Origin of the sequence: Streptomyces sp. DG1A-41, assembly GCF_037055355.1 — a bacterium.
Taxonomy (GTDB): domain Bacteria; phylum Actinomycetota; class Actinomycetes; order Streptomycetales; family Streptomycetaceae; genus Streptomyces.
The window spans coordinates 8,673,932-8,694,132 of the sequence record NZ_CP146350.1 but is presented as its reverse complement, the minus strand read 5'-3'; the positions used below and the strand labels follow the sequence as shown (position 1 = coordinate 8,694,132).

Here is a 20,201-nt window from a genome sequence, read left to right as displayed (position 1 = left end):
TATGTTGAACGTCCCTCGGGAGACGAAGGAGGCGCACCGGTGCCATCGCCGCAGCAGGCACGCGCACAGGCATCCGCGATCACCTCGGGGAAGGCCGCCCCAGAAGCGGAAATCTCCCCGTCCGCCCAGCTCAGGGCACTCTTCGACCGGCCCCGGCTGTCCCCGGGCCAGCGGCGTATCGCCCAGTACCTGATCGAGAACATCACCGAGGCGGCGTTCCTGTCCATCACGGATCTCGCGGACCGGGTCGGCGTGAGCCAGCCCTCGGTGACGCGGTTCGCCTCGGCGGTCGGCTTCAGCGGCTACCCGGCGCTACGGGAGAAGCTCCAGTCGATCGCGCTCGGCACCCTCGCGGGCGGCGGCCCGGCCGAGGAGAACCGGGGCAACGAGCTCCAGGCGGCGGTCGACGCCGAGATCGAGAACCTGGAGAACCTGCGGCGGGACTTCGCCGACCCGAACCTGGTGATCGACATCGGCCGCAAGCTGTCGTCCTCGGCCCCGCTGACGGTCCTCGGCCTGCGCATCTCCGTCTCGCTGGCCGAGTACTTCGCCTACGCCGCCCGCCGGATCCACCCGGACGTACGGCTCGTGACGCGGGGCGGCAGTGTCGCCTACGACGCGCTGCTCCAGTCGCGCGAGGCGGGCGGCACCTGGGTGCTGGCGTTCTCCATGCCCCGGCACGCCCAGGAGACCCTGACGGCCGTCCGGGTCGCGCGGGGCGCCGGGCTCAAGGTCGCCCTGATCACCGACCTGGCGCTCGGGCCGCTCGCGGACGAGGCCGACGTCGCCTTCGCCACCGGGACCGGATCGCGCCTGGTCTTCGACTCCTACGCCGCCCCGGGCGTGATGTGCTCGGCGCTGCTCCAGGCCATGACGGACGCGGATCCGGAACGGACGCAGGCCCGGCTGGAGGAGTACGAACAGGTCGCCGACCAGCACCAGTTCTTCCTCCGGGACTGAGCGGCGCGCATAGGCAGGCATCAGAACCACGCAAGGGGACCATCCACAACAAAGCGCGCATGAATGTTTTCATGCGCCTTGCAAACCGGATGGCATATATAAATACTTCTCACGGATCGCGACCCGGCCGTTCCGGATCCGTTCCGCACCCGAGGACGCCGGCTCCTACCCGCTTCGGTGTCCCGGGTGTCCGTGGCGGCCCCGGTCATCCCCTAGGCCGGGGCCACCCCGACCCGTCGTCCACCCTCACGACGCCGCACACCCGGAAGCGATGATCATGCCCCTGACGTCCACGCGCATCAGCCCGGACTGGCCCTGCCAGGTCAAGACCCCCGGGAGCTACGACTGGGAGCGCTCGGCGGCCAAGTGGCTGCGCGAGCTGGTGCCCGCGCGCTACGCCGGCTACCCCGTGTTCATCCGCCACCCCGTCCTGCTCGCCCGGCACGCCCAGATCCAGGTCCAGCAGGAGATCAGGGTGGCCCGCACCGCCCTCCAGACCGCCCGCGCCGACCTGCCCGGACTGGGTCTGCACGAGGGCGTCATCGAGCACACGATCAAGCTGTACGCGGCCGAGGTCATGCATTTGCAGCACATCGCTCGCAGCGTCCGGGCGGTCACCCAGGCTCTGATGGAGGCCAACCGCCAGCCGTGACCTCGGGGCATGACCCGCGGCGTGCGTGGCACACGTGGGGGAATGAGCACCACCGAAGTCCGGCGCCGCGAGCCGGTGACCACGGTTCTGACCTGGCAAGTGCGTCCCGGCCGGGAGCGGCAGTTCGAGGAGTGGACGCACGGCATAACCCGTTGCGCCAGACAGTTCCCGGGCAACGAGGGCGTCTCCTGGCTCACGCCCGAGGACGGCCACCGCTACCACGCGGTGCTGCGCTGGTCCGACCAGCACCGGCTCGCCGCCTGGCTGGAGTCCGAGGAGCGCGCGCACTGGCACCGGCGGATCGAGGACATCGCCACCGAGGTCAGCAGCGAACGCCAGTCGACGACCGGGATGGAGACCTGGTTCAGCCTGCCCGGCACCACCGTGCAGGCCCCGCCCAGGTGGAAGATGGTCCTCACGACGTTCCTCGGCGCCTATCCGTTCACCCTGCTCATCCAGTGGCTGGTGACGCCGCACACCACCGGCTGGCCGCTGCCGCTGCGGGCCGCCGTGTTCCCGCTCGTACTGCTGCCGGTACTGACGTATCTCGTCATGCCGAGGCTCAGCCGACTGCTGCGCCTGTGGCTGTATCCGCGCGATGGCCGCTGACGGCGCGGGATGCTGATGTGACGGGTGTGGCCCCCGGGATGCGGGAGCGGCCGGTGCGCACAAGGCCACTTCGAACCGGCCCCGGTGTGCGATGCTCAACGCGTGACGAGCGAGCCCGTGACACCCGCGGAGTCCGGTGCCGCACCGGACCTGGTCGAACTGGCCAAGATCGTCGCCCGGCAGCGCGCCGAGCTGGACCGTCTGCGCGACCAGGCGGCGACGTCGGCTGTCGTGGAACGGGCCAAGGGCGCGGTGATGGCGCTGACCGGGTGTTCCGCGGACGCGGCGGACGAGCGGTTGCTCCAGCGGGCCAAGGCGGCGCGCCACACCCTGCTGGAAGAGTGCTGGATCACGCTCGGATCTCTGGCTCCCACGGCGCCCGGCCCGGGCGAGGCGACCGAGCCCGTCGGCACCGGCACACCCGGCTCCGGCTCCGATGCCCTGGTGGAGACGGCCGTGCCGGACGATGTCGCCGCCGCCCTGGCCCGCCTCGGGCAGGCCCTGGTCCGGGTGATGACACCGCACGACCTCGCCCGGTGTCTGCTGGAGCATCTCGCGCTCGACATGGCGGCGGACGCGGTCATGATCTACGCCCTACGGCCCGACGGCGGACTCGAACTGATCGGGCACGCCGGCATCGACGACCAGCTGGCCGCCCAGTGGAGCCAGGTGCCGCCGCTGAGCCGGATCGCGGCGCTGGACGCGCTGCGGACGGGCAAGCCGCGCTGGCTGGAGGACGTCGCCTCGGACGAGGGGCGGGACCTGCTGATCGGGGACCCGCCCGAGCGGTGGCTGTCGCGCGCCTGGCTGCCCGTGCCCGCCACGGGCCCGGCCGAGGTCTGCATCGGCGTGCTGCGCGGCCGCGCCGGGTCGTTCACGCCCCGCGACCGCGCTCATCTGCGGGGCGTCACCGGGCTGTGCGCGCTGGCTGCGCGCGTTCGACGCACAGCCCGAGCGGGCCGAGGACGCCCCCACGGACGCGGTGCAGGCGCTGTTCGCCGCGCTGCCGATCGCGGCGATGCTGCTCACCCCGCTGAGGTCCGCGTCGGGCGAGACCGAGGACTTCCGGGTGGAGGCCGCGACCACGCAGGCGGGTGACCTGCTGGGCAGGCCCGGTGAGGTGCCGGCCGGGCGGCGGCTGCTGGAGTTCCGGCCGGTCCTGGCACAGGAGCCGCTGTGGCAGGGCTGCCTGCACACGCTGACCACCGGGGAGCCGTACGAGAGCGAGCCGTTCGCGCACGAGGAGGTCGTGGCGGGCATCGCGGCGCTGTCCACGTACTCGGCGCGGGTGGCGCAGCTGGGCGACGCGCTGGTCGTCAGCTGGATCCGGCACGGCTCCTCCGACCGGCAGGAGCAGCGGCTGGCGGATCTCCAGCGGCTGGGCAACCTCGGCTGGGCGAACTGGAACCTGGCCACGCAGGAGGCCTCCTGGTCGACCCAGGTGTTCGCCATCTTCGGCCGGGAGCCCGCGCACGGCCCGGTGCGGCTCACCGGGATGGCGGAGCTCGCGCTGCCCGAGGACGCGCCCGCGTTCACCCGCGCCGTCCGCCTGCTCGTCCAGGAGGGGCGGGCGTTCGACCTGCCGTTCCGGGTCAGGACGAGCGGCGGCATCCGGCATCTGCGTCTCGTGGCCGAGGCCGTGGCCGACATGCACGGCACGCCCGTCGAGGTGCACGGTGTCGTCCAGGACATGACGGCCCGGCGGCGGGCGGAGCTGGCCCTCGTCGAGAGCGAGCAGGCGATCCTCACGCAGCACGACGTGCTCCAGGCCGAGCGGACCCTGGCGTCCCGGCTCCAGCACGCGCTGCTGCCGCTGGCCAACCGGCCGGTGCACCTGGCGGGACTGCGCGTCGAGGTCGCCTATCTGCCAGCCCAGTCGGGGGTGCTTGTCGGCGGTGACTGGTTCAGCGCGGTGGAACTGCCCGAGGGGGACGCGCTGCTGGTGGTCGGCGACGTCGCCGGGCACGGTGTCGGCGCCGTCGCCACGATGGCCCAGCTCCGCTTCACCGCGAAGGGCATGGTCATCACGGGATCGTCGCTGACCGGCGCGCTGGCCCGGCTGAACACGCTGCTGCTGCACTCCCGCGATTCCCACGCGACGGCCACGATGGTGCTGGCCCGGTACGACCCCCGGCGGCGCCGTCTGGTCTGGGCGCAGGCGGGGCACCCGCCGCCCCTGCTGCTGCGGGACGGCGAGGTGCGGTATCTGAGCCGTCCCAAAGGCATGCTGCTCGGCGCGACCACGACGCCGGTCTTCGAGGAGGCGGAGTGCCGTCTCGTCCCGGGCGACCGGCTCATCCTGTTCACCGACGGTCTGGTCGAGCACCCTCCGGAGAGCATCGACCGGGGCCTGGAACGTCTCGCCGATGCCGTGGCGGCCGCACACGCTGACGGATCAGGGTCACTGGGGCAGTTGCTCGCGCAGATGCTGCCGGACGAACGGCGGGACGACGTGTGCGTGGTGGACGTCCGGGTTCCGGGGGTGCGAGCGGCGTAGGCACGGCCCGTTCGCCGTTCCGCCCCGGGCGAGGGCCGGCTCAGTCGACCGGGTGGCCGGGCTCGATGGTGTGGGCGCCGGAGAGGCGCAGTAGCGGCTGGTCGTACGCCTCGTGTCCGCCCCACTCGACCGGGTCGAGGACGAAGCCGATGTGGCCGCCGCCGGCTCGCGTCACGATCCGGCCGACGAACCAGGCCGGCGCGTCCTCCAGCACGACGGCCCCGCCGTACGCCTCCCGCAGGCGGAGGCCCTCGAACTTGTCCGTCCGGTCGCCGGTCCGCCCGCCGAACAGCTCGGCGAGGCCGCGCTGTTCACGGGCGAGCAGGTGCACGGCGAGCACCTCGGCGTCCCGGGCCACCCGGAAGGTGTGGTTCAGCTCGGACAGCCACACCACGAACCGCACGGGCCGTATCGAGCACTGCGAAGCGAATCCGACCAGGCAGCCCGCCCGTTCACCGCCCGCGACGGCCGTGACCACACACATGTCGGGGTCCAGCCGCCCGGGCCACGCGACACCCATGGCCGGCGCCCCTGCCAGGCCGACGGGTGCCTACCTGCGGACGATGCCGCCGACGGACGCTACGGCTCGGCGCCGGGCCGACGGACGCCCGGGCGGTCCGGCAGCCGTGCCGCGCGCCGTCCGGCGGGTCGGTGCTGCCCAACATCGGGCCAGCCCACAACCGGGCGACCCGGCGGCCCGGCGGCAGGGGCGGGTCAGCCGGCCCCCGGTGCCGTGCGGGATTCCAGGGCGAGGCGGGTGTCGTCGCCGTAGACGCCGGTTTCGTCGCCGCGGATGCCGTACCAGAGCTGGAAGCGGGCGACCGCCGCGGTCAGGGTGAGGTCGTAGCGGCCGGTGGTGGAGCCGTCCCGGTAGACGTCCGGGATGCGCAGGAGGCGTTCCTGGAGTTCGGTCACCTCGGGGCCGGTGGCTCCCTCGCGGAGAGTGCCGGGGCCGTCGGGGTCGGCGGCGGGCGGCGTGGGTGTGGGGACAGGGGCGGCGGCGGACGTCGTGGGGCGGGGGGCGGGGGCCGCCTTGTCGGCCGTGTTCTCGCCGGGGAGCAGGAGGACGGCACCGCCGAAGCCGATCACCGCGGCCGCGACGACGGCCACCGCGACGGCGGTGCGGCGCAGTCCTGGTACGGGCCCGGCACGGCCGTCGCCGTTCTCGCGGGTGAGGGGCGGGAGTTCCTGCGTCAGGTCCTCGGAGCCGGACGGCGGACGGGGCAGTGCGACGGACTCGTAACCGCGGGATGCGTAACCGCCGGGCTGGTAGCCCCCGGACTCGTCGCCGCCCGGCGCGGAGCCGATCTCCTCGTGGTACTCCCGCATCAGTTCCGCGAGTGCGTCGGTGCGGCGGGGCCGCAGGACGCGGATGGGTTCGAGGGCCGGGCCGTCGTGCGCTGGCCGGTGCTCGGACGGTGTCGACACGTTGCTCTCCTTCCGTCCGGGCTCGGGGGCGCCCGTCTTCGGGGATCGTCCTGCCGCTAGATACGCGGCTGCCGCGCCGCGGGTTCAGAGGGAACTCGGTTCCTCCCCAGGAGTGCACCGAGTGCCATGCGTACCCTTCCGGGTGCTACGTTCCCGCTCATGAGCTCCGAGAAAGCCGGCCCCGGGACCGGAAAGCCGCCCATGCGGGACGCCCTGGTGGCGGCGGCCTTCCAGCTGTTCCTCGAGCGGGGTTACGAGCAGACCACCATCGACGACATCGTGGCGCTGGCCGGGGTCGGACGGCGCTCGTTCTTCCGCTACTTCCCGTCCAAGGAGGACGTGGTCTTCCCGGACCACGAGCGGTGCCTGGCCGACATGACGGCCTTCCTCGCGGCGGGCACCGACGACGAGGAACCCGTGCGGCGCGTCTGCGACGCGGCCCGGCTCGTGCTGCGGATGTACGCCGAGAACCCGACGTTCTCCGTGCAGCGTTACCGCCTCACCAAGCAGGTCCCGGGCCTGCGCGCCTACGAACTGTCGGTGGTGTGGCGCTACGAGCGCGCCCTCGCCGAGTATCTGCGCCGGCGTTTCGCGGCCCGCCGGGACGGCACCCTCCAGGCCGATGTGATCGCGGCGGCGGTGGTCGCGGCGCACAACAACGCGCTGCGCTCCTGGCTGCGTTCGGACGGGCAGGGCGAGGCGAGCGCCACGGTGGACCACGCGCTGGCGTACGTGCAGTCCGCGTTCGGCGGCACGCCGGTGCCTGAAGCCGGGGAGCAGCCCGAGGACGTGGTGGTCGTCGTCTCACGGCGCGGTGCGCCGTTGTGGCGGGTCGTGCAGGAGATCGAGTCGGCGCTGGGGCGGGGCTGAGGGACCACACATTGAGGGAACGGAGTGCCTTTACGAGTGGCACTGAGTGCCATACTCTGTACTGCGTGCGCGGTGGCACGGCGAACCGGGCACACCTGTGCGCGGGCGACCGTGCACACGGGATTCCGGCCGAGTGCAGGGAGTTGACCAGCGTGTACCACCGCTCAGGAAGCGTCGCTCAGCAGGCAGCCGGCTCCCCGACGGGTCTGCTCGATCCGAGGGGCCGCACCACGGAGGCCATCCTCTTCCAGCGCTGCACCTGGTGCGGCACCGCCATGTACCACCGGGTGCTGTGTCCGGTCTGCCGCGGCAGCGAGCTGCGGACGGAGCGCAGCGAGGGCACGGGCACCGTCCGCCACTCCACGGTGGTGCACCGCAACACCCCGGCGGCCCGCAACGTGTCCCTGATCGAGATGGCCGAGGGCTTCGTCGTGCGCGGCCGGGTCATGGGGCCGCCCATCGGCATCCACAGCGGGGACCGGGTGCGGCTGTCGACCGCCAAGGACCCGGTACGAGGCGAGCCGGTCTTCCAGCTGATCGACGAGCCGTACCGGGCCTGGACCTGACGGACGGTCCGGTCACCGGATCCCGGGGAGCAGATCGCCGGTCCGCACGGGCCGTCCCGTCCCGAAGCTCCGGTTGGCCGCGAGACCGACCGCCAGGGCGAGTGCCCCGTCGCGTTCGGTGGCCGTCGGGTGGGTCGCCGCCGCGGTGTCCGCCGGGCGGCTGGGCCGGCGGGGCCGAACAGCGCGTCGAGCATGCGCGGGTCGCCGCCGCCGTGGGCCTCGTGGGCGACCGCGAGCGGCACCTCCACCGGGGGCCGCCACAGCGGGCGCAGGGTGAGACGGGCGCCGCCCGCGTGCTCCGCCGCCGTGTCCCCGTGCAGGGCACCGGCTGCCGAGGTGACCCGGGTCAGCGGCGGCTGCCAGCGGCTCTCCTCCACCTCCAGTTCCAGCCGCCCCGCGCTGCCGTTGAACATCACCCGGTAGCCCTCCCACGGGGAGTAGGCGGTCAGGTGGTACGTCATCGTCGCGCCGCGCGCGTAGCGCACGAGGACGGACATGTCGTCCTCGATGGTGATCGGCCCGCCGAAGACGTTCCGGTCACGCAGGTAGCCGTCGTCGCGTTCGGCGTCCAGGTAGAGGGCGCGCAGGGTGTCGTCGGCCGCGAGGTCCAGGGCGAAGGGGTCGTCGGCGGCCCGGCCGGCGCCGTGGGCGCGGTCGTAGTCACGGCGCAGTCCGTGCCGCTCCCCGGCCTCGCGGCCGTAGAAGCCGAGCCGCCCGTAGCCGAAGGCCTCCCGGGGCTCGTCGTCGAGCCACCAGTTCACCAGGTCGAAGTGGTGCGAGGACTTGTGCACCATCAGGCCGCCGCTGTTGTGCTTCTCACGGTGCCAGCGGCGGAAGTAGTCGGCGCCGTGCCGTACGTCGAGCAGCCACTCGAAGTGAACCGACAGCACCTCGCCGACCGCGCCGTCGGCGAGCAGGGCGCGGACCTTCTCGTGCACGGGGTTGAAGCGGTAGTTGAAGGCGACGGTCAGGGAGTTGCCGGTCTCGCGGACGGTGTCGAGGATGCGCGCGCAGCGCTCGGCGTCGACGGTCATCGGTTTCTCGGTGACGACCCGGCAGCCCGCCTTCAGGGCCGGGACGATGTAGCGGTCGTGCTCGGCGTCGACGGTGGTGACGACGACCTCGTCGATGCCCTCCTCGGCGAGCAGGTCGGTGAAGCGGTCGGGCTCCCACGGGGTGGCGGCCGGCGCGCCGGTCTCGGCCAGCAGCCGGTTGTGGAAGGCCATCCGGGTCGGGCTGGGGTCGCACAGCGCGGCCACGAGGTGGCCGGGGCGTTCGGCGAGGCCCCGGGTGAACAGCTGGGCCCGGTGGCCCGTGCCGACGATGGCTGCGCGCAGGACGGGAGTTCGGCTCATGACAGGTGGTCTGTCCCGGCGACGGGCCGTCCACTCCCCCGGCGCCGAAAGCGCTTGCCGGCAACGCTTGCCGATCTCCCGGAAGCGCTGTGCCGAAGCCGGGGTCAGTGCGTGAGGGTGACGCGGATGCCCACGGTGCCGTCCAGACCCCGGCGCAGCCGGCTGCCGAGCAGCGTGAGCCGGCCGGTGAGGCCGTACTTGCGGGCGATCAGCCGCCGGTAGCGGGCGGTCGTGGCCTGGTCGCAGATCTCCGCCGTCGCGGGTACCTGCTCGCCGGTGGGGTTGCCGCGCAGGTCGCAGGAGCCGACCAGGACGTCGGCGCGGTTGCGGATCCGCTTCACCTTCCAGGAGCCGGCCGCTGTCCAGGCGCCGAGCGCGTTCCCGTCGCGCACCACCCAGACCGGGGTGGCGACCGGTGTGCCGTTCCTGCGGTAGCTGGTGATCAGCAGGTACTTGCCCGCGCCCAGTTCGTCGAGCGCACTGTCGTCCATGGCGGGCAGTGTACGACGCGTCCCGCGCGGCGTGCCCCCGGGTTTCAGTGCAGCGCGGCGGCCATTCTCCGCACCGCCTCCCCGATCACCCCGGGCGAGGTCGCCAGGTTGAGGCGGACGTGTCCGGCGCCGCCGGTGCCGAAGGGGAGGCCGGAGTTGAGGGCCACGCGGCCGCGGTGCAGGAAGACGTCCGCCGGGTCGTCGCCGAGACCGAGCGCGCGGCAGTCGAGCCAGGCGAGGTAGGTGGCGTCGCCCGGGCGGTAGCGGATCGCGGGCAGGTGCTCGGCCAGCAGGTCCGCGAGCAGCCGCCGGTTGGCGTCGAGGCCGGACAGCAGCGCGTCCAGCCAGGCGACGCCGTCGCGCAGGGCGGCGGTGTGGGCGATGATGCCGACGTGGCTCGGGCCGTGCCCGACCTCCTCGGGCATGCGGGCCAGGTCGGCACCGGCCCCGGGCCCGGCGATCGCGAGGGCGGCCTTGAGCCCGGCCAGGTTCCACGCCTTCGAGGCCGACATCAGCGACAGCCCGCGCTCGGCGCCCGGCACGCTCAGATACGGCACGAAATCCGTGCCGCCGACCACGAGCGGCGCGTGGATCTCGTCCGCGACGACGCGGAGGCCGTACCGCTCGGCGAGCGCGGCGACGGCGGACAGCTCCTCGGCCGTGTGGACGGTGCCGGTCGGGTTGTGCGGGCTGCACAGCAGATAGGCGGCCCGTCCGCCGCCCGCCACCGCCTGCCGGAAGGCCTCCGCCAGGGCACCGAGGTCGATGCGCCCGTCCGCCCCGAGCGGGGCCTCCACCACGCGCCGGTCCAGGTGCTCGACGAACGGGTAGAACGGCGGGTACACCGGCGGGTTCACGACCACCGCGTCGCCGTACCCGGTGACCAGTTTGAGCATCTCGACGACGCCCAGCATGACGTCGGGCACGATCGAGGTGCGCTCCACCGCGAGTCCGTCCCAGTTCCACCGCTTCTCGGCGAAGGCCGCCAGCGCCTGAGCGTAGGCCGTGCCGGCGGGGTAACCGGTGTCGCCGAGATCGAGGGCGTCGGTGACGGCGCGCACGACGGGCTCGGCGAGCGGCACGTCCATCTCGGCCACCCACAGGGGCAGTACGTCCTCGGGATAGGTGCGCCACTTCGTGCTCGTACGGCGGCGGAGACGGTCGAGAGTGAGGGCTTGCAGGGGATTAGGTTCACCGGACGTCTCGTGCGGGATCCTGGTCATGGGCACACGATAGGGGGCTGTGCAGTGAGCGGGAATCGTGAGGACGGGGAGCGGGCAGGGGCCGAGGGCCCGTTCCTGGAGATCGCCTGCGACGAGTCCGGGTCGGACGGCGAGAACCTCACCGGCGGGAACACGGACGTGTTCGCGCACGCCAGTATGTCGCTGTCCGTGGCGACGGCAGCGGCGGTCGTGCGGGAGATCCGGGACCGGATCCGCTCACCGGCCGAGGAGTACAAGGCGAACCACCTGCTGCGGGAGAAACACCGCGCGGTGCTGGAGTGGCTGCTCGCGCCGGACGGGCCGATCCACGGGCGGGCGCGGGTGCACCTCATGGAGAAGTCCTTCTTCGTGGTGGACCGGGTCGTCGGCCTGCTGCTGGGCGACCCGGGCGAGGCCGTGGCCCTGTTCCGCGGGGGCCGCCGGGCCTTCGGGGAGGACGGCTGGCGGGCGTTCCTGGAGGCGGCCAACCAGCTCCTGCGGGTCCGCAACAACGGGGAGCCGGGCGCCCCCGTGGAGGTCTTCTACGGCACGGTCGACACCCTGCGGCGCGACCTTCCGGACACGGACGCGACGGCGATCCTGGAGCGGCTGGCCGCGACCCGGCCCCGCGCGGTGTCCTATCGGTCGGCGTTCCTGGACGGACCGCCCCTGATCCCGGTGCTCAACCCGCTGCTCCCGGCGATCGTCCGGACGGCCGCGCTGTGGAGCGGCGACGGGCGGCCGGTCCGTCTGGTGCACGACCGGCAGAACATGCTCACGCCGGACCGCATCGCCTGGATCGAGGAGACGGCCCGGCAGGCGGGGATCGGCCTGGCCGGGGTGCGGCTGGTCGTCGCGCGCGAGGACGCGCGGGTGCAGGTGGCGGACTTCCTCGCCGGGATCGCCCGCAAGATCGCCTCCGACGAGCTGAACGGACGCGGGGACCCCGCGCTCACCGCCCTGCTGCGGCCCTACGTCGATCCGGCCTCGGTGTGGGGCGACGCCCGCAGCCGGGCCCTGCTCGCCGCCCCTGCGGAGCTCGGCCCCGACCTCCCCTGCCGTCGGCCGGCGGTGAAGAGATCACGCGCGCGCTGAACACGGCACGGCTGCGCCCCGTATGGGAAGAGGGCGCTCAACTCAAGGAGTCCCCCGCAGTGTTCACACCGTGATGTTCGGGTTCGGGAGCCATGCATGAGGCACGCACGACGACGGGTCGTCCGGCGAGTGACACGGCTGGCGGCCGTCGGCGGACTCCTCCTGGGAGGAGCGATGGTCACACGCGCCGTGGCAAGCGAGCCGCCCGCCCCATCGATCGGAGTCCCGTATGCCGCGCAGCCGGCCACGAGCACGGGCACCGACCTCGTGTCCCGGCTCGGCACCTCCCGTACGGCGGGCAGCTGGGTCGACTCCGCCGGCCGGCCCGTCGTCGCGGTCACGGACGAGAAGGCCGCCGACGAGGTCGAGCGCGCCGGTGCGCAGGCGAAGATGGTGCGCCACAGCATGAGCGACCTCAAGTCCGCCACCGCGACACTGCGTTCGGCACCCCGGGTGCCCGGCACCGCCTGGGCCCTGGACTACAAGAACAACGAGGTGGTGGTACGGGGCGACAGCACCGTCTCCGCCTCCGACTGGTCCCGGCTCACCGAGGTCGCGGAGGGCGTCGGCGGCTTCGTGCGCATGGAGCGCACCGAGGGCACGTTCACGACGCGGGTCAACGGCGCGCAGCCGATCCTGTCGACCGCCGGGCGCTGTTCGGCGGGCTTCAACGTGACCGACGGGAAGACCGACTACATCCTCACGGCCGGGCACTGCGGTCCCGACGGTTCCGTCTGGTTCGCCGACGACCGGGGCCGGGAACAGGTCGGCACGTCGCTCAGGGGGAGCTTCCCCGGCGACGACTACTCCCTGGTGAAGTACGACAGCGGTCGCGCGGGCGAGGGCGCGGACGTCGTGGCGGTCGGTGACGGCAAGGGCGTGCGGATCACGGGCGTGGCCGATCCGGAGGTCGGGCAGAAGATCTTCCGCAGCGGCAGCACGAGCGGGCTGCGCGAGGGGGAGGTGACCGCGCTGAACGCGACGGTCAACTACCCCGAGGGCACGGTCACCGGCCTCATCGAGACGAATGTGTGCGCCGAACCGGGCGACAGCGGCGGCCCGATGTTCGCCGACGGCATCGCACTCGGTGTGACGTCGGGCGGCAGCGGGGACTGCGCGGCGGGTGGTACGACGTTCTTCCAGCCGGTGACGAAGGCGCTGACCGAGCTGGGCGTCAAGCTGATCGTGGCCAAGCAGGCCGGTGGCGGCACCGGCGCCTCCCCCGCGCCGTCGGCCTCGCAGGGTGCCGCCTCGCCCGGCTCGTCGGCACCGGTCACGGGCGAGGACGTGTCGGGCCTGCTGACCCGCCTCACCGACCCGCGCAACGTGGGCCCCGGCCTGCTGGTCATCGCGGGCAGCATCGTCGCCCTGGTGGCGACCCGCTGGATCCGCGCGGAGCAGGACCGCAAGGCGTATCGGCAGTACTACTCGGCCACTTGGGGCTGAATCGGTACCGGGAGTACTGCTCGTGTCCTGGTCAGCCCAGTGTGAGCAGCACCGTCGCCACCCCCGCTCCCAGCAGCCCCAGCGCCTGGCGCCGGCTGATCCGCTCGTGCAGGAGGACGAGGCCGAGAATGACGGGCAGGGCCGGGTAGAGAGAGGCGAGGACGACGGCGACGGCCAGCAACTGGCGCTGTGCGGCGAGCAGATACAGCACGAGGCCGAGGGCCGCACCGGCCCCGATGAGCAGGGCCTGGACGCAGCGGCCCGGCGGCAGCTTCAGCCGGCGGGCGTGGCGGGCGGCGTCCGGCAGGAGGACGAGGACCGCGGCGACCCGGCCCGCGGCGACGGGCCACAGCCCGCTCGCGGGTCCGGCCTGGCCGAGGGCGAGGTACTGCACGGCCACGCCCACGCTGGCGAGCAGTCCGTCCGCCGCCCCCTTGCCCGCGCCGCCCCTGCCTCCGGAGACGAACCACAGCGCGGGCACGGTCACCGCGATGCCCAGCCAGGCCACGGCCCCCGGACGGTCGCCGAGCACGAGCACCCCGCACAGCACCGACAGCGCGACGCCCGTGACGGCGCTCACGGGCACCACAACACTCATCGCACCGCGGCTCAGCCCGCGATTGAGGAACCGCATGGCGACGCCGCTGCCGACGCCGGACAGCGCGCCCCACAGCAGATCGGCGGTGCGGACGGCATCGGCGGGCATGAGCGGCGCGGCGGCGCAGGCGAGCAGCAGCCCGCCGAGCTGGCCGAGGAAGGTGACGGCGGCGTGATGGATGTGCCGGGACAGCAGGCCGCCGGCGAAGTCGACGATGCCGTAGACGACGGCCGAGGAAAGCGCGAGAAGGGCACCCATTCGATCAGGGGTGCCCCGGGACGAGGGTCCGATGCGTCAGCGGACCTGGCTGACGCTCAGGCTGCCGACGCGGACTGCGGGGCCGCGGCGGCCCACTCCAGGACGAGCCGCTGGTATTCCTCGCGCTGCTCGACACTCAGTGTCCCGCCCGACCGGCGCCACAGGGCCCGGATCTCCTCGTTGACCTCGTCAGCCGTTCGCTGGGAAGAGGATTCAACAGTGGTGGACATGTTGTGAAGCATACGTCGCCGGAGGTGAAGACGATGTGAGTAATCATGAGTTAAACGGTCATTCCGGACAGTGTTGCTGATCACGTCCATCTCCCAGTAAACGTGAGCCTGTTCACGCTTCGGCCGACCCCAGCACCAGCACCTTGATGGCCAGGACGGCCGCGCCGCGCGCCCAGTCGTGAAAGTCGGACACCTTCGTCTCCAGGTCGACCGGGGCGGCCAGGGGGTGCCGGTTGTCACGGACGGTCTCCTCGACCGTCTTGCCGGCCACGTCCATCAGCCCGACCCCCTCCCCCGCGAGCAGGATCTTCTGCGGCATCACGAAGTTGGAGATCTGCGCGACGAGCGTGCCCAGGGCGCGTGCGGCCTCCTCGACGACCCGGGCGGGCATCGGGTCCCCGGCGGCGGCCGCCGCGAGGATCTCCTCGTACGTGCGGTCACGGCCGGTGGCGGCCCGGACCTGGTAGCGGATGTTGGGGATGGTCAGCAGCGAGACGGCACTGCCGCGCCGGCCGTCCGGGGTGAGCGGGCCGGTGGGGTCGACGATCCAGTGGCGGCCGAAGCCGCGGTCCTCCTCGGCGCAGGACACCCGCTTGCCGCCCAGGACGAGTCCGTAGCCGATGCCGGCGCCGATGGTGAGGACGACGAAGCGGTCCAGGCCGCGTCCGGCGCCGAACCAGGTCTCGGCCTCGACCAGGGCGGCGACGTCGTTCTCGACGACCACGGGCAGCCCGGTGCGCTCCTCGACGAGTTCGGCCAAGGGGACATCCCGCCACAGCAGGAAGGGGGACTCGCCGACGACGGCGCGGTCCTGGACGAACCCGCCGACCCCGATGCCGATCCCGGCGAGCCGGGGGTGGTCACGGGTCAGCTCGGCGGTCATCTCCCCGAGCGCATCGGCGACTTCGGCGGGGTCGTGGGTGGTGAGCGGACGGTCGTGGCGGGCGACGATGTCGCTTCTGAGCGTGGTGACGACGCCGTAGACCATGTCCTCGGTGATCTTGAAGCCGAGGAAGGACCAGGAGTCGGCGACGACGTCCAGCGGTGTCGAGGGGCGGCCCTGGCGGGCCTCCGCCGGCACTCCCGCCTCGGCCACCTCGACCAGCAGGCCCGACTCGATCAGCGGCTTGGTCAGCCGGGTGAGGCTGCCCGCCGACAGCCCCAGCCTGCGGGCGAGCTCGGTGCGCGACAGCGGGCCGTGCACGAGCACCTCGATCGCCACCGAGCGCTCCCCCGGGCTCAGCGGCGGCCAGCTGGCGATGCCTGCGGTCATGTCGCTCCGACTCCCCTCGCCTTTTTTTCGCGCTGAAACCAACATGACCACTCTAGGACGGTGATGGTTCCTGCGAAAAGATGTTTGCACCCCTCTTGACGCAGCAATTGTTTCGCGCCAAAAGTAAGTGCCGCCAGAGGACGAGCCGCCGCAGCGAGGGAGTCTCCCGATGACCATCGCCTCCAGCAGCCCTCCGTCGCGTCTGCCCACGGGCGGCGCAGCGGAGGCCCACAGCAAACCCATGACAGGACGGACCGAAGCGGGCGGGACCGGAGGTGACGGACGGCTGGCCGCGGTCTTCATCGCGCCGGCGCTGCTCGGCTTCCTGGTCTTCCTGCTCTGGCCGACGCTGCGGGGCATCTATCTGAGCTTCACCCGCTTCAACCTGCTGACACCGGCGGAGTGGGTGGGCCTGGACAACTACGTCCGCATGGTCAACGACCCCATCTTCTGGGACTCCTTGACGGTCACCGTCGAGTACGTCGTCATCAACATCGGCGTGCAGACGGTCGCGGCCCTCGCCATCGCCGTCCTGCTCCAGCGGCTGACGCAGTCGGCGATGCTGCGCGGCATCGTGCTCACGCCGTACCTGATGTCGAACGTCGTCGCCGGCCTGGTCTGGCTCTGGATCCTCGACACCCAGCTCGGCATCGGCAACGAGATCATCAGCGCCGTCGGCATCGACCGCATCCCGTTCCTCGCCGACGAGACCTGGGCGATCCCGACGATCGCGCTCATCAACGTGTGGCGGCACGTCGGGTACACCGCGCTGCTGCTGTTCGCCGGTCTCCAGGCGATCCCGAACGACATGTACGAGGCGGCCAGGGTGGACGGCGCGAGCGAGTGGCGGATGTTCTGGCGGATCACCATGCCGCTGCTGCGGCCGGTGCTCGCGGTCGTGCTGATCATGACGGTGATCGGGTCGTTCCAGGTGTTCGACACCGTGGCCGTGACCACCGCGGGTGGTCCGGCGAACGCGACCAACGTGCTCCAGTACTACATCTACGGCTCCGCCTTCGGGCGCTTCCAGTTCGGTTACGCCTCGGCCATGTCCGTCGCCCTGCTCATCGTGCTGAGCGCGATCACCATCCTCCAGTACCGGCTCACCCGGGCCGGCCGGACCGACCTCGGCTGACGGAAGGGAGACACCGACATGGCTGCCGTGACGACAACGACGCCGACGACCCTGCGACCGGTCCGGCGCAGGTTCTCCTTCGGGCGGGCCGCCGCCTGGACCGTGATGGGGCTGATCGTCCTCATCACCCTGCTGCCGTTCTACTGGATCCTGCGCACCGCGCTCTCCACCAACGCGGGACTCAACGCCGACCCGACCAACCCCCTGCCCGTGGACCTCACCACGAGCGGCTTCGAACGCGCCCTGGGCATGCAGTCGGCCGAGGAGGCCGTCGCACAGGGCGGCGCGGGCGGCGGGCTCGACTTCTGGCGCTACCTGCTCAACTCGGTGCTGGTCTCGACCCTGATCACCGGCTGTCAGCTCTTCTTCTCCGCGATGGCCGCGTACGCCTTCTCGCGGTTGCGCTGGCGCGGCCGGGACGCGGTTTTCGGGCTGTTCCTGGCCGGGATGATGGTGCCGACCATCTTCACACTGCTGCCGAACTTCGTGCTCATCAAGCAACTGCACCTGGTGGACACGCTCCTCGGCATCGCGCTGCCCACCATGTTCATGGCGCCGTTCGCCGTGTTCTTCCTGCGGCAGTTCTTCATGAACATCCCCCGGGAGGTCGAGGAGGCCGCGCTGCTGGACGGCGCCGGGAAGGTCAAGATCTTCTTCCGGGTGGTGCTGCCGATGGCGTCCACGCCGATCGTCACGCTGGGCGTGCTGACGTACATCACCTCCTGGAACGACTACTTCTGGCCGCTGATGGTCTCCTACAGCGACAGCTCGCGCGTGCTGACCGTGGCGCTGGCGATCTTCCGGGCGCAGACGCCGGCGACCGGCGTCGACTGGTCCGGGCTCATGGCGGCGACGCTGATCGCCGCGCTGCCGATGCTGGTGCTGTTCGCCTGCTTCGCGCGCCGCATCGTCAGCTCCATCGGCTTCACCGGGATCAAGTAAGGGGACTGAGATGCGAATTCGTCTGCGTACGCTCGTCGCGGCGACCGGAGCGCTGGCGCTGTCCCTGGTCAGCGGATGCGCGCAGCAGGGCGCCGCCGGATCCTCCGCCAACACGGTCACGTACTGGCTGTGGGACGCCAACCAGCTGCCCGCCTACCAGGCCTGTGCCAAGGGGTTCGAGAAGGAGAACCCCGGACTGAACGTCAAGATCACGCAGCTGGGCTGGAGCGACTACTGGACCAAGCTCACCGCCGGGTTCATCGCGGGCACCCAGCCGGACGTGTTCACCGACCACATCCAGAACTTCGGCCAGTACGCCGACCTGAAGGTCCTGGAACCGCTCGACGACCTCGGCATCGAGGACTCCGACTACCAGCCGGGTCTCGCCGCCAACTGGATCGGGAAGGACGGCCACCGGTACGGCGCTCCCAAGGACTGGGACACCGTCGCGCTGTTCTACAACTCGAAGATGACGAAGGACGCCGGTCTCACCGCCGAGCAGTTGAACAACCTGTCCTGGAACCCGAAGGACGGCGGCACCTTCGAGAAGGCCATCGCCCACCTCACGATCGACAGGAACGGCAAGCGGGGCGACGAGCCGGGCTTCGACAAGAACAACGTCAAGGTATACGGCCTGGCCACCAACGGCGGCGGCTTCGGCGACGGCCAGACCCAGTGGAGCAACTTCGCCGCCTCCGCCGGGTGGAGCTACCTGGACAAGCCGCGCTGGGGCACGAAGTACCAGTACGACAGCAAGACCTTCCAGTCGGTCATCAAGTGGTACTTCGGTCTGGCGCGGAAGGGCTACATGCCGCCGCTGTCCGACTACAACGTCCAGTCCAACCAGGCGAACACACAGGTCGCGGCGGGCAAGGCCGCCACCGCGTTCGACGGGGCCTGGATGATCTCGTCGTACGCGGGCTTCAAGGGCCGGGACATCAAGACCGCCCTGACGCCGGTCGGCCCGACCGGCAAGCGCGCCACCATGATGAACGGCCTCGCCGACTCCGTCACCAAGGCCTCCAAGAACAAGGAGGGCGCCAAGAAGTGGGTGGCGTATCTGGCCTCGGACGAGTGCCAGAAGGTCGTCGGCGGTTACGGCGTCGTCTTCCCCGCGACGAAGGCCGGGACCGAGGCCGCCGTCGCCGCGTACCGGAAGAAGGGCATCGACGTCTCGGCGTTCACCGAACCCGTGGCCGACAAGAAGAGCTTCCGGACGTTCTCGTACCCGATCGCCAGCTACTCGGCGGACATGACGGCGCTGATGTCGCCCGCGATGGAGGACATCTACGGCAACGGAAAGCCGGTCAGCAGCCTCGACGCGACCAACGAACAGATCAACCTGATCCTCTCGCAGTGATCCCCCGACCAGTGAAGGGCACCCCTCACATGACGTTCTCCATCGGCATCGTCGGCGCCGGACAGTTCTCGGGCCAGTTCGCCACGCTGTTCCAGGCCCATCCCGGCGTCAGCGACGTCTACGTCACCGATCTGCTGCCCGAGAGGGCCGAGCAACTCGCCGCAGCCCAGGGGCTGGCGGGCACCTTCCCGTCGTACCAGGCCATGCTGGAATCGGAGGACGTCGACGCCGTCGCGATCTTCACGCAGCGCTGGACGCACGGGCCGCTGGTACTCCAGGGTCTGGACGCCGGCAAGCACGTGTACTCCGCGGTCCCCATGGCGATCAGCACGGAGGAGATCGCGGCGATCATCGACGCGGTCAAGGCGACCGGGCTGACGTACATGATGGGCGAGACCAGCGAGTACAACCCGGCGACGGTCCACGCCCGCAACCAGATCGCCGAGGGCGCCTTCGGGCGGCTGTTCTACGCCGAGGGCGACTACGTCCACGACATGGACCTGGGGTTCTACGAGGCCTACCAGTACAGCGGCGGCGAGAACTGGAAGGCCACCGCCAGCTATCCCCCGCTGCTGTACCCGACGCACGCGGTCGGCGGGGTGCTGGGCGCCTGGAAGACCCACGCGGTCAGCGTGTCGGCGATCGGTGTCGTCGACGACCGGGGCGACGGGGTCTTCGACAAGGAGGTCAGTCAGTTCGGCAACGACTTCTCCAACGCCACCGCGCTGTTCGAGGTGGCGGGCGGCGGCTCGTTCCGTACGAACGAGTTCCGGCGGGTCGGCTACCCCTCGCACATACGGGAGTCGCGTTTCCGCTTCTTCGGCACCGAGGCGAGCATGGAACAGCTCGCCACGGTCGCCCTGTGGCAGGACAAGCAGGGGGTGAAGGACATCAGCGAACTGCTGGAGCCCAAGCCCACCATGTCGCCGGACGACCCGTCGCTCCAGCACATCGCGCCGGAGCTGCGGGCCGCCTTCACCTCCGGGTCGGCTCCCGTGCACGACCGTGCGCGGCTGCCCAGGGAGTTCGACAACCTCCACAACGGCCACGAGGGCAGCCACCACTTCCTGGTGGACGACTTCGTGACCGCCGTCAACACGCGCACCCTGCCGTCGGTGAACGCGTGGGTGGCCGCCCGCTACACCCTGCCGGGCATCATCGCGCACGAGTCGGCGCGGCAGGGTGGGATGCGGCTGGAGATCCCGGACTTCGGGGACGCGCCCCTGTAGGGCCA

At 71.6% G+C, this 20,201-nt stretch carries 18 protein-coding genes and 2 pseudogenes; 12 read left to right on the top strand and 8 right to left on the bottom strand.

Going from position 1 to position 20,201, the window contains the following annotated elements; all coding sequences use genetic code 11:
- Positions 1 to 39 precede the first annotated feature (39 nt).
- The 4 genes and pseudogenes from V8690_RS40215 to V8690_RS40200 all read left to right on the top strand — a co-directional run bounded on the left by V8690_RS40215 (position 40) and on the right by V8690_RS40200 (position 4,718).
- Positions 40 to 960, top strand: a complete 921-nt coding sequence (locus V8690_RS40215; RefSeq protein WP_338784941.1) for a MurR/RpiR family transcriptional regulator — start codon at positions 40 to 42, stop codon at positions 958 to 960.
- A 271-nt stretch (positions 961 to 1,231) separates the two neighbouring features.
- Positions 1,232 to 1,612, top strand: a complete 381-nt coding sequence (locus V8690_RS40210) for a hypothetical protein (RefSeq protein ID WP_338784940.1) — start codon at positions 1,232 to 1,234, stop codon at positions 1,610 to 1,612.
- A gap of 42 nt (positions 1,613 to 1,654) precedes the next feature.
- Positions 1,655 to 2,221 (top strand): antibiotic biosynthesis monooxygenase, encoded by a 567-nt coding sequence (locus V8690_RS40205; protein ID WP_338784939.1) that lies wholly within the window; start codon positions 1,655 to 1,657, stop codon positions 2,219 to 2,221.
- Between the two features lie 102 nt (positions 2,222 to 2,323).
- Positions 2,324 to 4,718: pseudogene (locus V8690_RS40200) on the top strand (SpoIIE family protein phosphatase).
- A 40-nt stretch (positions 4,719 to 4,758) separates the two neighbouring features.
- Here the strand turns inward: V8690_RS40200 and V8690_RS40195 are convergent.
- Together V8690_RS40195 and V8690_RS40190 are read right to left on the bottom strand one after the other, a co-directional pair.
- On the bottom strand, positions 4,759 to 5,238 hold the full coding sequence (locus V8690_RS40195; RefSeq protein WP_338784938.1) for a flavin reductase family protein: 480 nt from the start codon (positions 5,236 to 5,238) through the stop codon (positions 4,759 to 4,761).
- 194 nt (positions 5,239 to 5,432) lie between these two features.
- Positions 5,433 to 6,146 (bottom strand): peptidoglycan-binding domain-containing protein, encoded by a 714-nt coding sequence (locus V8690_RS40190; RefSeq protein WP_338784937.1) that lies wholly within the window; start codon positions 6,144 to 6,146, stop codon positions 5,433 to 5,435.
- A gap of 159 nt (positions 6,147 to 6,305) precedes the next feature.
- Between V8690_RS40190 and V8690_RS40185 the strand changes: the two genes are divergently transcribed.
- Both V8690_RS40185 and V8690_RS40180 read left to right on the top strand, forming a co-directional pair.
- Complete coding sequence (locus V8690_RS40185) at positions 6,306 to 7,016, top strand: TetR family transcriptional regulator (RefSeq protein ID WP_338784936.1); 711 nt, start codon at positions 6,306 to 6,308, stop codon at positions 7,014 to 7,016.
- Positions 7,017 to 7,168: 152 nt separating this feature from the next.
- Positions 7,169 to 7,582, top strand: a complete 414-nt coding sequence (locus V8690_RS40180) for a zinc ribbon domain-containing protein (RefSeq protein ID WP_338785638.1) — start codon at positions 7,169 to 7,171, stop codon at positions 7,580 to 7,582.
- Positions 7,583 to 7,594: 12 nt separating this feature from the next.
- Here V8690_RS40180 and V8690_RS40175 read toward each other — a convergent pair.
- The 3 genes and pseudogenes from V8690_RS40175 to V8690_RS40165 form a co-directional block, all read right to left on the bottom strand.
- A pseudogene (locus tag V8690_RS40175) lies at positions 7,595 to 8,937 on the bottom strand (Gfo/Idh/MocA family oxidoreductase).
- A 104-nt stretch (positions 8,938 to 9,041) separates the two neighbouring features.
- On the bottom strand, positions 9,042 to 9,428 hold the full coding sequence (locus tag V8690_RS40170) for a PPOX class F420-dependent oxidoreductase (protein WP_338784935.1): 387 nt from the start codon (positions 9,426 to 9,428) through the stop codon (positions 9,042 to 9,044).
- Between the two features lie 44 nt (positions 9,429 to 9,472).
- Positions 9,473 to 10,651 (bottom strand): aminotransferase class I/II-fold pyridoxal phosphate-dependent enzyme, encoded by a 1,179-nt coding sequence (locus V8690_RS40165; protein WP_338784934.1) that lies wholly within the window; start codon positions 10,649 to 10,651, stop codon positions 9,473 to 9,475.
- 24 nt (positions 10,652 to 10,675) lie between these two features.
- On the opposite strand from V8690_RS40165, the gene V8690_RS40160 reads away from it, so the two are divergent.
- The gene (locus V8690_RS40160) at positions 10,676 to 11,725 is read left to right on the top strand and encodes a hypothetical protein (RefSeq protein WP_338784933.1); all 1,050 of its coding nucleotides are present in this window, start codon (positions 10,676 to 10,678) and stop codon (positions 11,723 to 11,725) included.
- A 96-nt stretch (positions 11,726 to 11,821) separates the two neighbouring features.
- The gene (locus V8690_RS40155) at positions 11,822 to 13,171 is read left to right on the top strand and encodes a S1 family peptidase (protein WP_338784932.1); all 1,350 of its coding nucleotides are present in this window, start codon (positions 11,822 to 11,824) and stop codon (positions 13,169 to 13,171) included.
- A 31-nt stretch (positions 13,172 to 13,202) separates the two neighbouring features.
- Here the strand turns inward: V8690_RS40155 and V8690_RS40150 are convergent, their stop codons facing one another.
- From V8690_RS40150 to V8690_RS40140, 3 genes are all read right to left on the bottom strand, one after another.
- A complete protein-coding gene (locus V8690_RS40150; protein WP_338784930.1) occupies positions 13,203 to 14,027 on the bottom strand; it encodes an EamA family transporter in 825 nt (274 codons plus the stop codon).
- Between the two features lie 56 nt (positions 14,028 to 14,083).
- Positions 14,084 to 14,269 (bottom strand): hypothetical protein, encoded by a 186-nt coding sequence (locus V8690_RS40145; RefSeq protein WP_338784929.1) that lies wholly within the window; start codon positions 14,267 to 14,269, stop codon positions 14,084 to 14,086.
- Between the two features lie 100 nt (positions 14,270 to 14,369).
- Entirely contained in the window at positions 14,370 to 15,530 is a 1,161-nt protein-coding gene (locus V8690_RS40140) for an ROK family transcriptional regulator (RefSeq protein WP_338784928.1), read from the bottom strand.
- Positions 15,531 to 15,699: 169 nt separating this feature from the next.
- Between V8690_RS40140 and V8690_RS40135 the strand changes: the two genes are divergently transcribed.
- From V8690_RS40135 to V8690_RS40120, 4 genes are read left to right on the top strand one after another with little or no spacing between them, the layout of a single operon-like run.
- On the top strand, positions 15,700 to 16,665 hold the full coding sequence (locus tag V8690_RS40135; RefSeq protein ID WP_338784927.1) for a sugar ABC transporter permease: 966 nt from the start codon (positions 15,700 to 15,702) through the stop codon (positions 16,663 to 16,665).
- Between the two features lie 18 nt (positions 16,666 to 16,683).
- Positions 16,684 to 17,607, top strand: coding sequence for a carbohydrate ABC transporter permease (locus tag V8690_RS40130; protein ID WP_338784926.1), 924 nt, complete (start codon positions 16,684 to 16,686; stop codon positions 17,605 to 17,607).
- Between the two features lie 10 nt (positions 17,608 to 17,617).
- Positions 17,618 to 18,967 (top strand): sugar ABC transporter substrate-binding protein, encoded by a 1,350-nt coding sequence (locus V8690_RS40125; protein WP_338784925.1) that lies wholly within the window; start codon positions 17,618 to 17,620, stop codon positions 18,965 to 18,967.
- Between the two features lie 29 nt (positions 18,968 to 18,996).
- Entirely contained in the window at positions 18,997 to 20,196 is a 1,200-nt protein-coding gene (locus tag V8690_RS40120; protein WP_338784924.1) for a Gfo/Idh/MocA family oxidoreductase, read from the top strand.
- The last annotated feature ends 5 nt before the right edge of the window (positions 20,197 to 20,201 follow it).

Bases quoted from the DNA above. Each gene is read 5' to 3' on its own strand.
- V8690_RS40210 (WP_338784940.1), top strand. From the start codon at position 1,232: ATGATCATGCCCCTGACGTCCACGCGCATCAGCCCGGACTGGCCCTGC.
- V8690_RS40205 (WP_338784939.1), top strand. From the start codon at position 1,655: ATGAGCACCACCGAAGTCCGGCGCCGCGAGCCGGTGACCACGGTTCTG.
- V8690_RS40195 (WP_338784938.1), bottom strand. From the start codon at position 5,238: ATGGGTGTCGCGTGGCCCGGGCGGCTGGACCCCGACATGTGTGTGGTC.
- V8690_RS40185 (WP_338784936.1), top strand. From the start codon at position 6,306: ATGAGCTCCGAGAAAGCCGGCCCCGGGACCGGAAAGCCGCCCATGCGG.
- V8690_RS40170 (WP_338784935.1), bottom strand. From the start codon at position 9,428: ATGGACGACAGTGCGCTCGACGAACTGGGCGCGGGCAAGTACCTGCTG.
- V8690_RS40165 (WP_338784934.1), bottom strand. From the start codon at position 10,651: ATGACCAGGATCCCGCACGAGACGTCCGGTGAACCTAATCCCCTGCAA.
- V8690_RS40155 (WP_338784932.1), top strand. From the start codon at position 11,822: ATGAGGCACGCACGACGACGGGTCGTCCGGCGAGTGACACGGCTGGCG.
- V8690_RS40150 (WP_338784930.1), bottom strand. From the start codon at position 14,027: ATGGGTGCCCTTCTCGCGCTTTCCTCGGCCGTCGTCTACGGCATCGTC.
- V8690_RS40145 (WP_338784929.1), bottom strand. From the start codon at position 14,269: ATGCTTCACAACATGTCCACCACTGTTGAATCCTCTTCCCAGCGAACG.
- V8690_RS40140 (WP_338784928.1), bottom strand. From the start codon at position 15,530: ATGACCGCAGGCATCGCCAGCTGGCCGCCGCTGAGCCCGGGGGAGCGC.
- V8690_RS40135 (WP_338784927.1), top strand. From the start codon at position 15,700: ATGACCATCGCCTCCAGCAGCCCTCCGTCGCGTCTGCCCACGGGCGGC.
- V8690_RS40130 (WP_338784926.1), top strand. From the start codon at position 16,684: ATGGCTGCCGTGACGACAACGACGCCGACGACCCTGCGACCGGTCCGG.
- V8690_RS40125 (WP_338784925.1), top strand. From the start codon at position 17,618: ATGCGAATTCGTCTGCGTACGCTCGTCGCGGCGACCGGAGCGCTGGCG.
- V8690_RS40120 (WP_338784924.1), top strand. From the start codon at position 18,997: ATGACGTTCTCCATCGGCATCGTCGGCGCCGGACAGTTCTCGGGCCAG.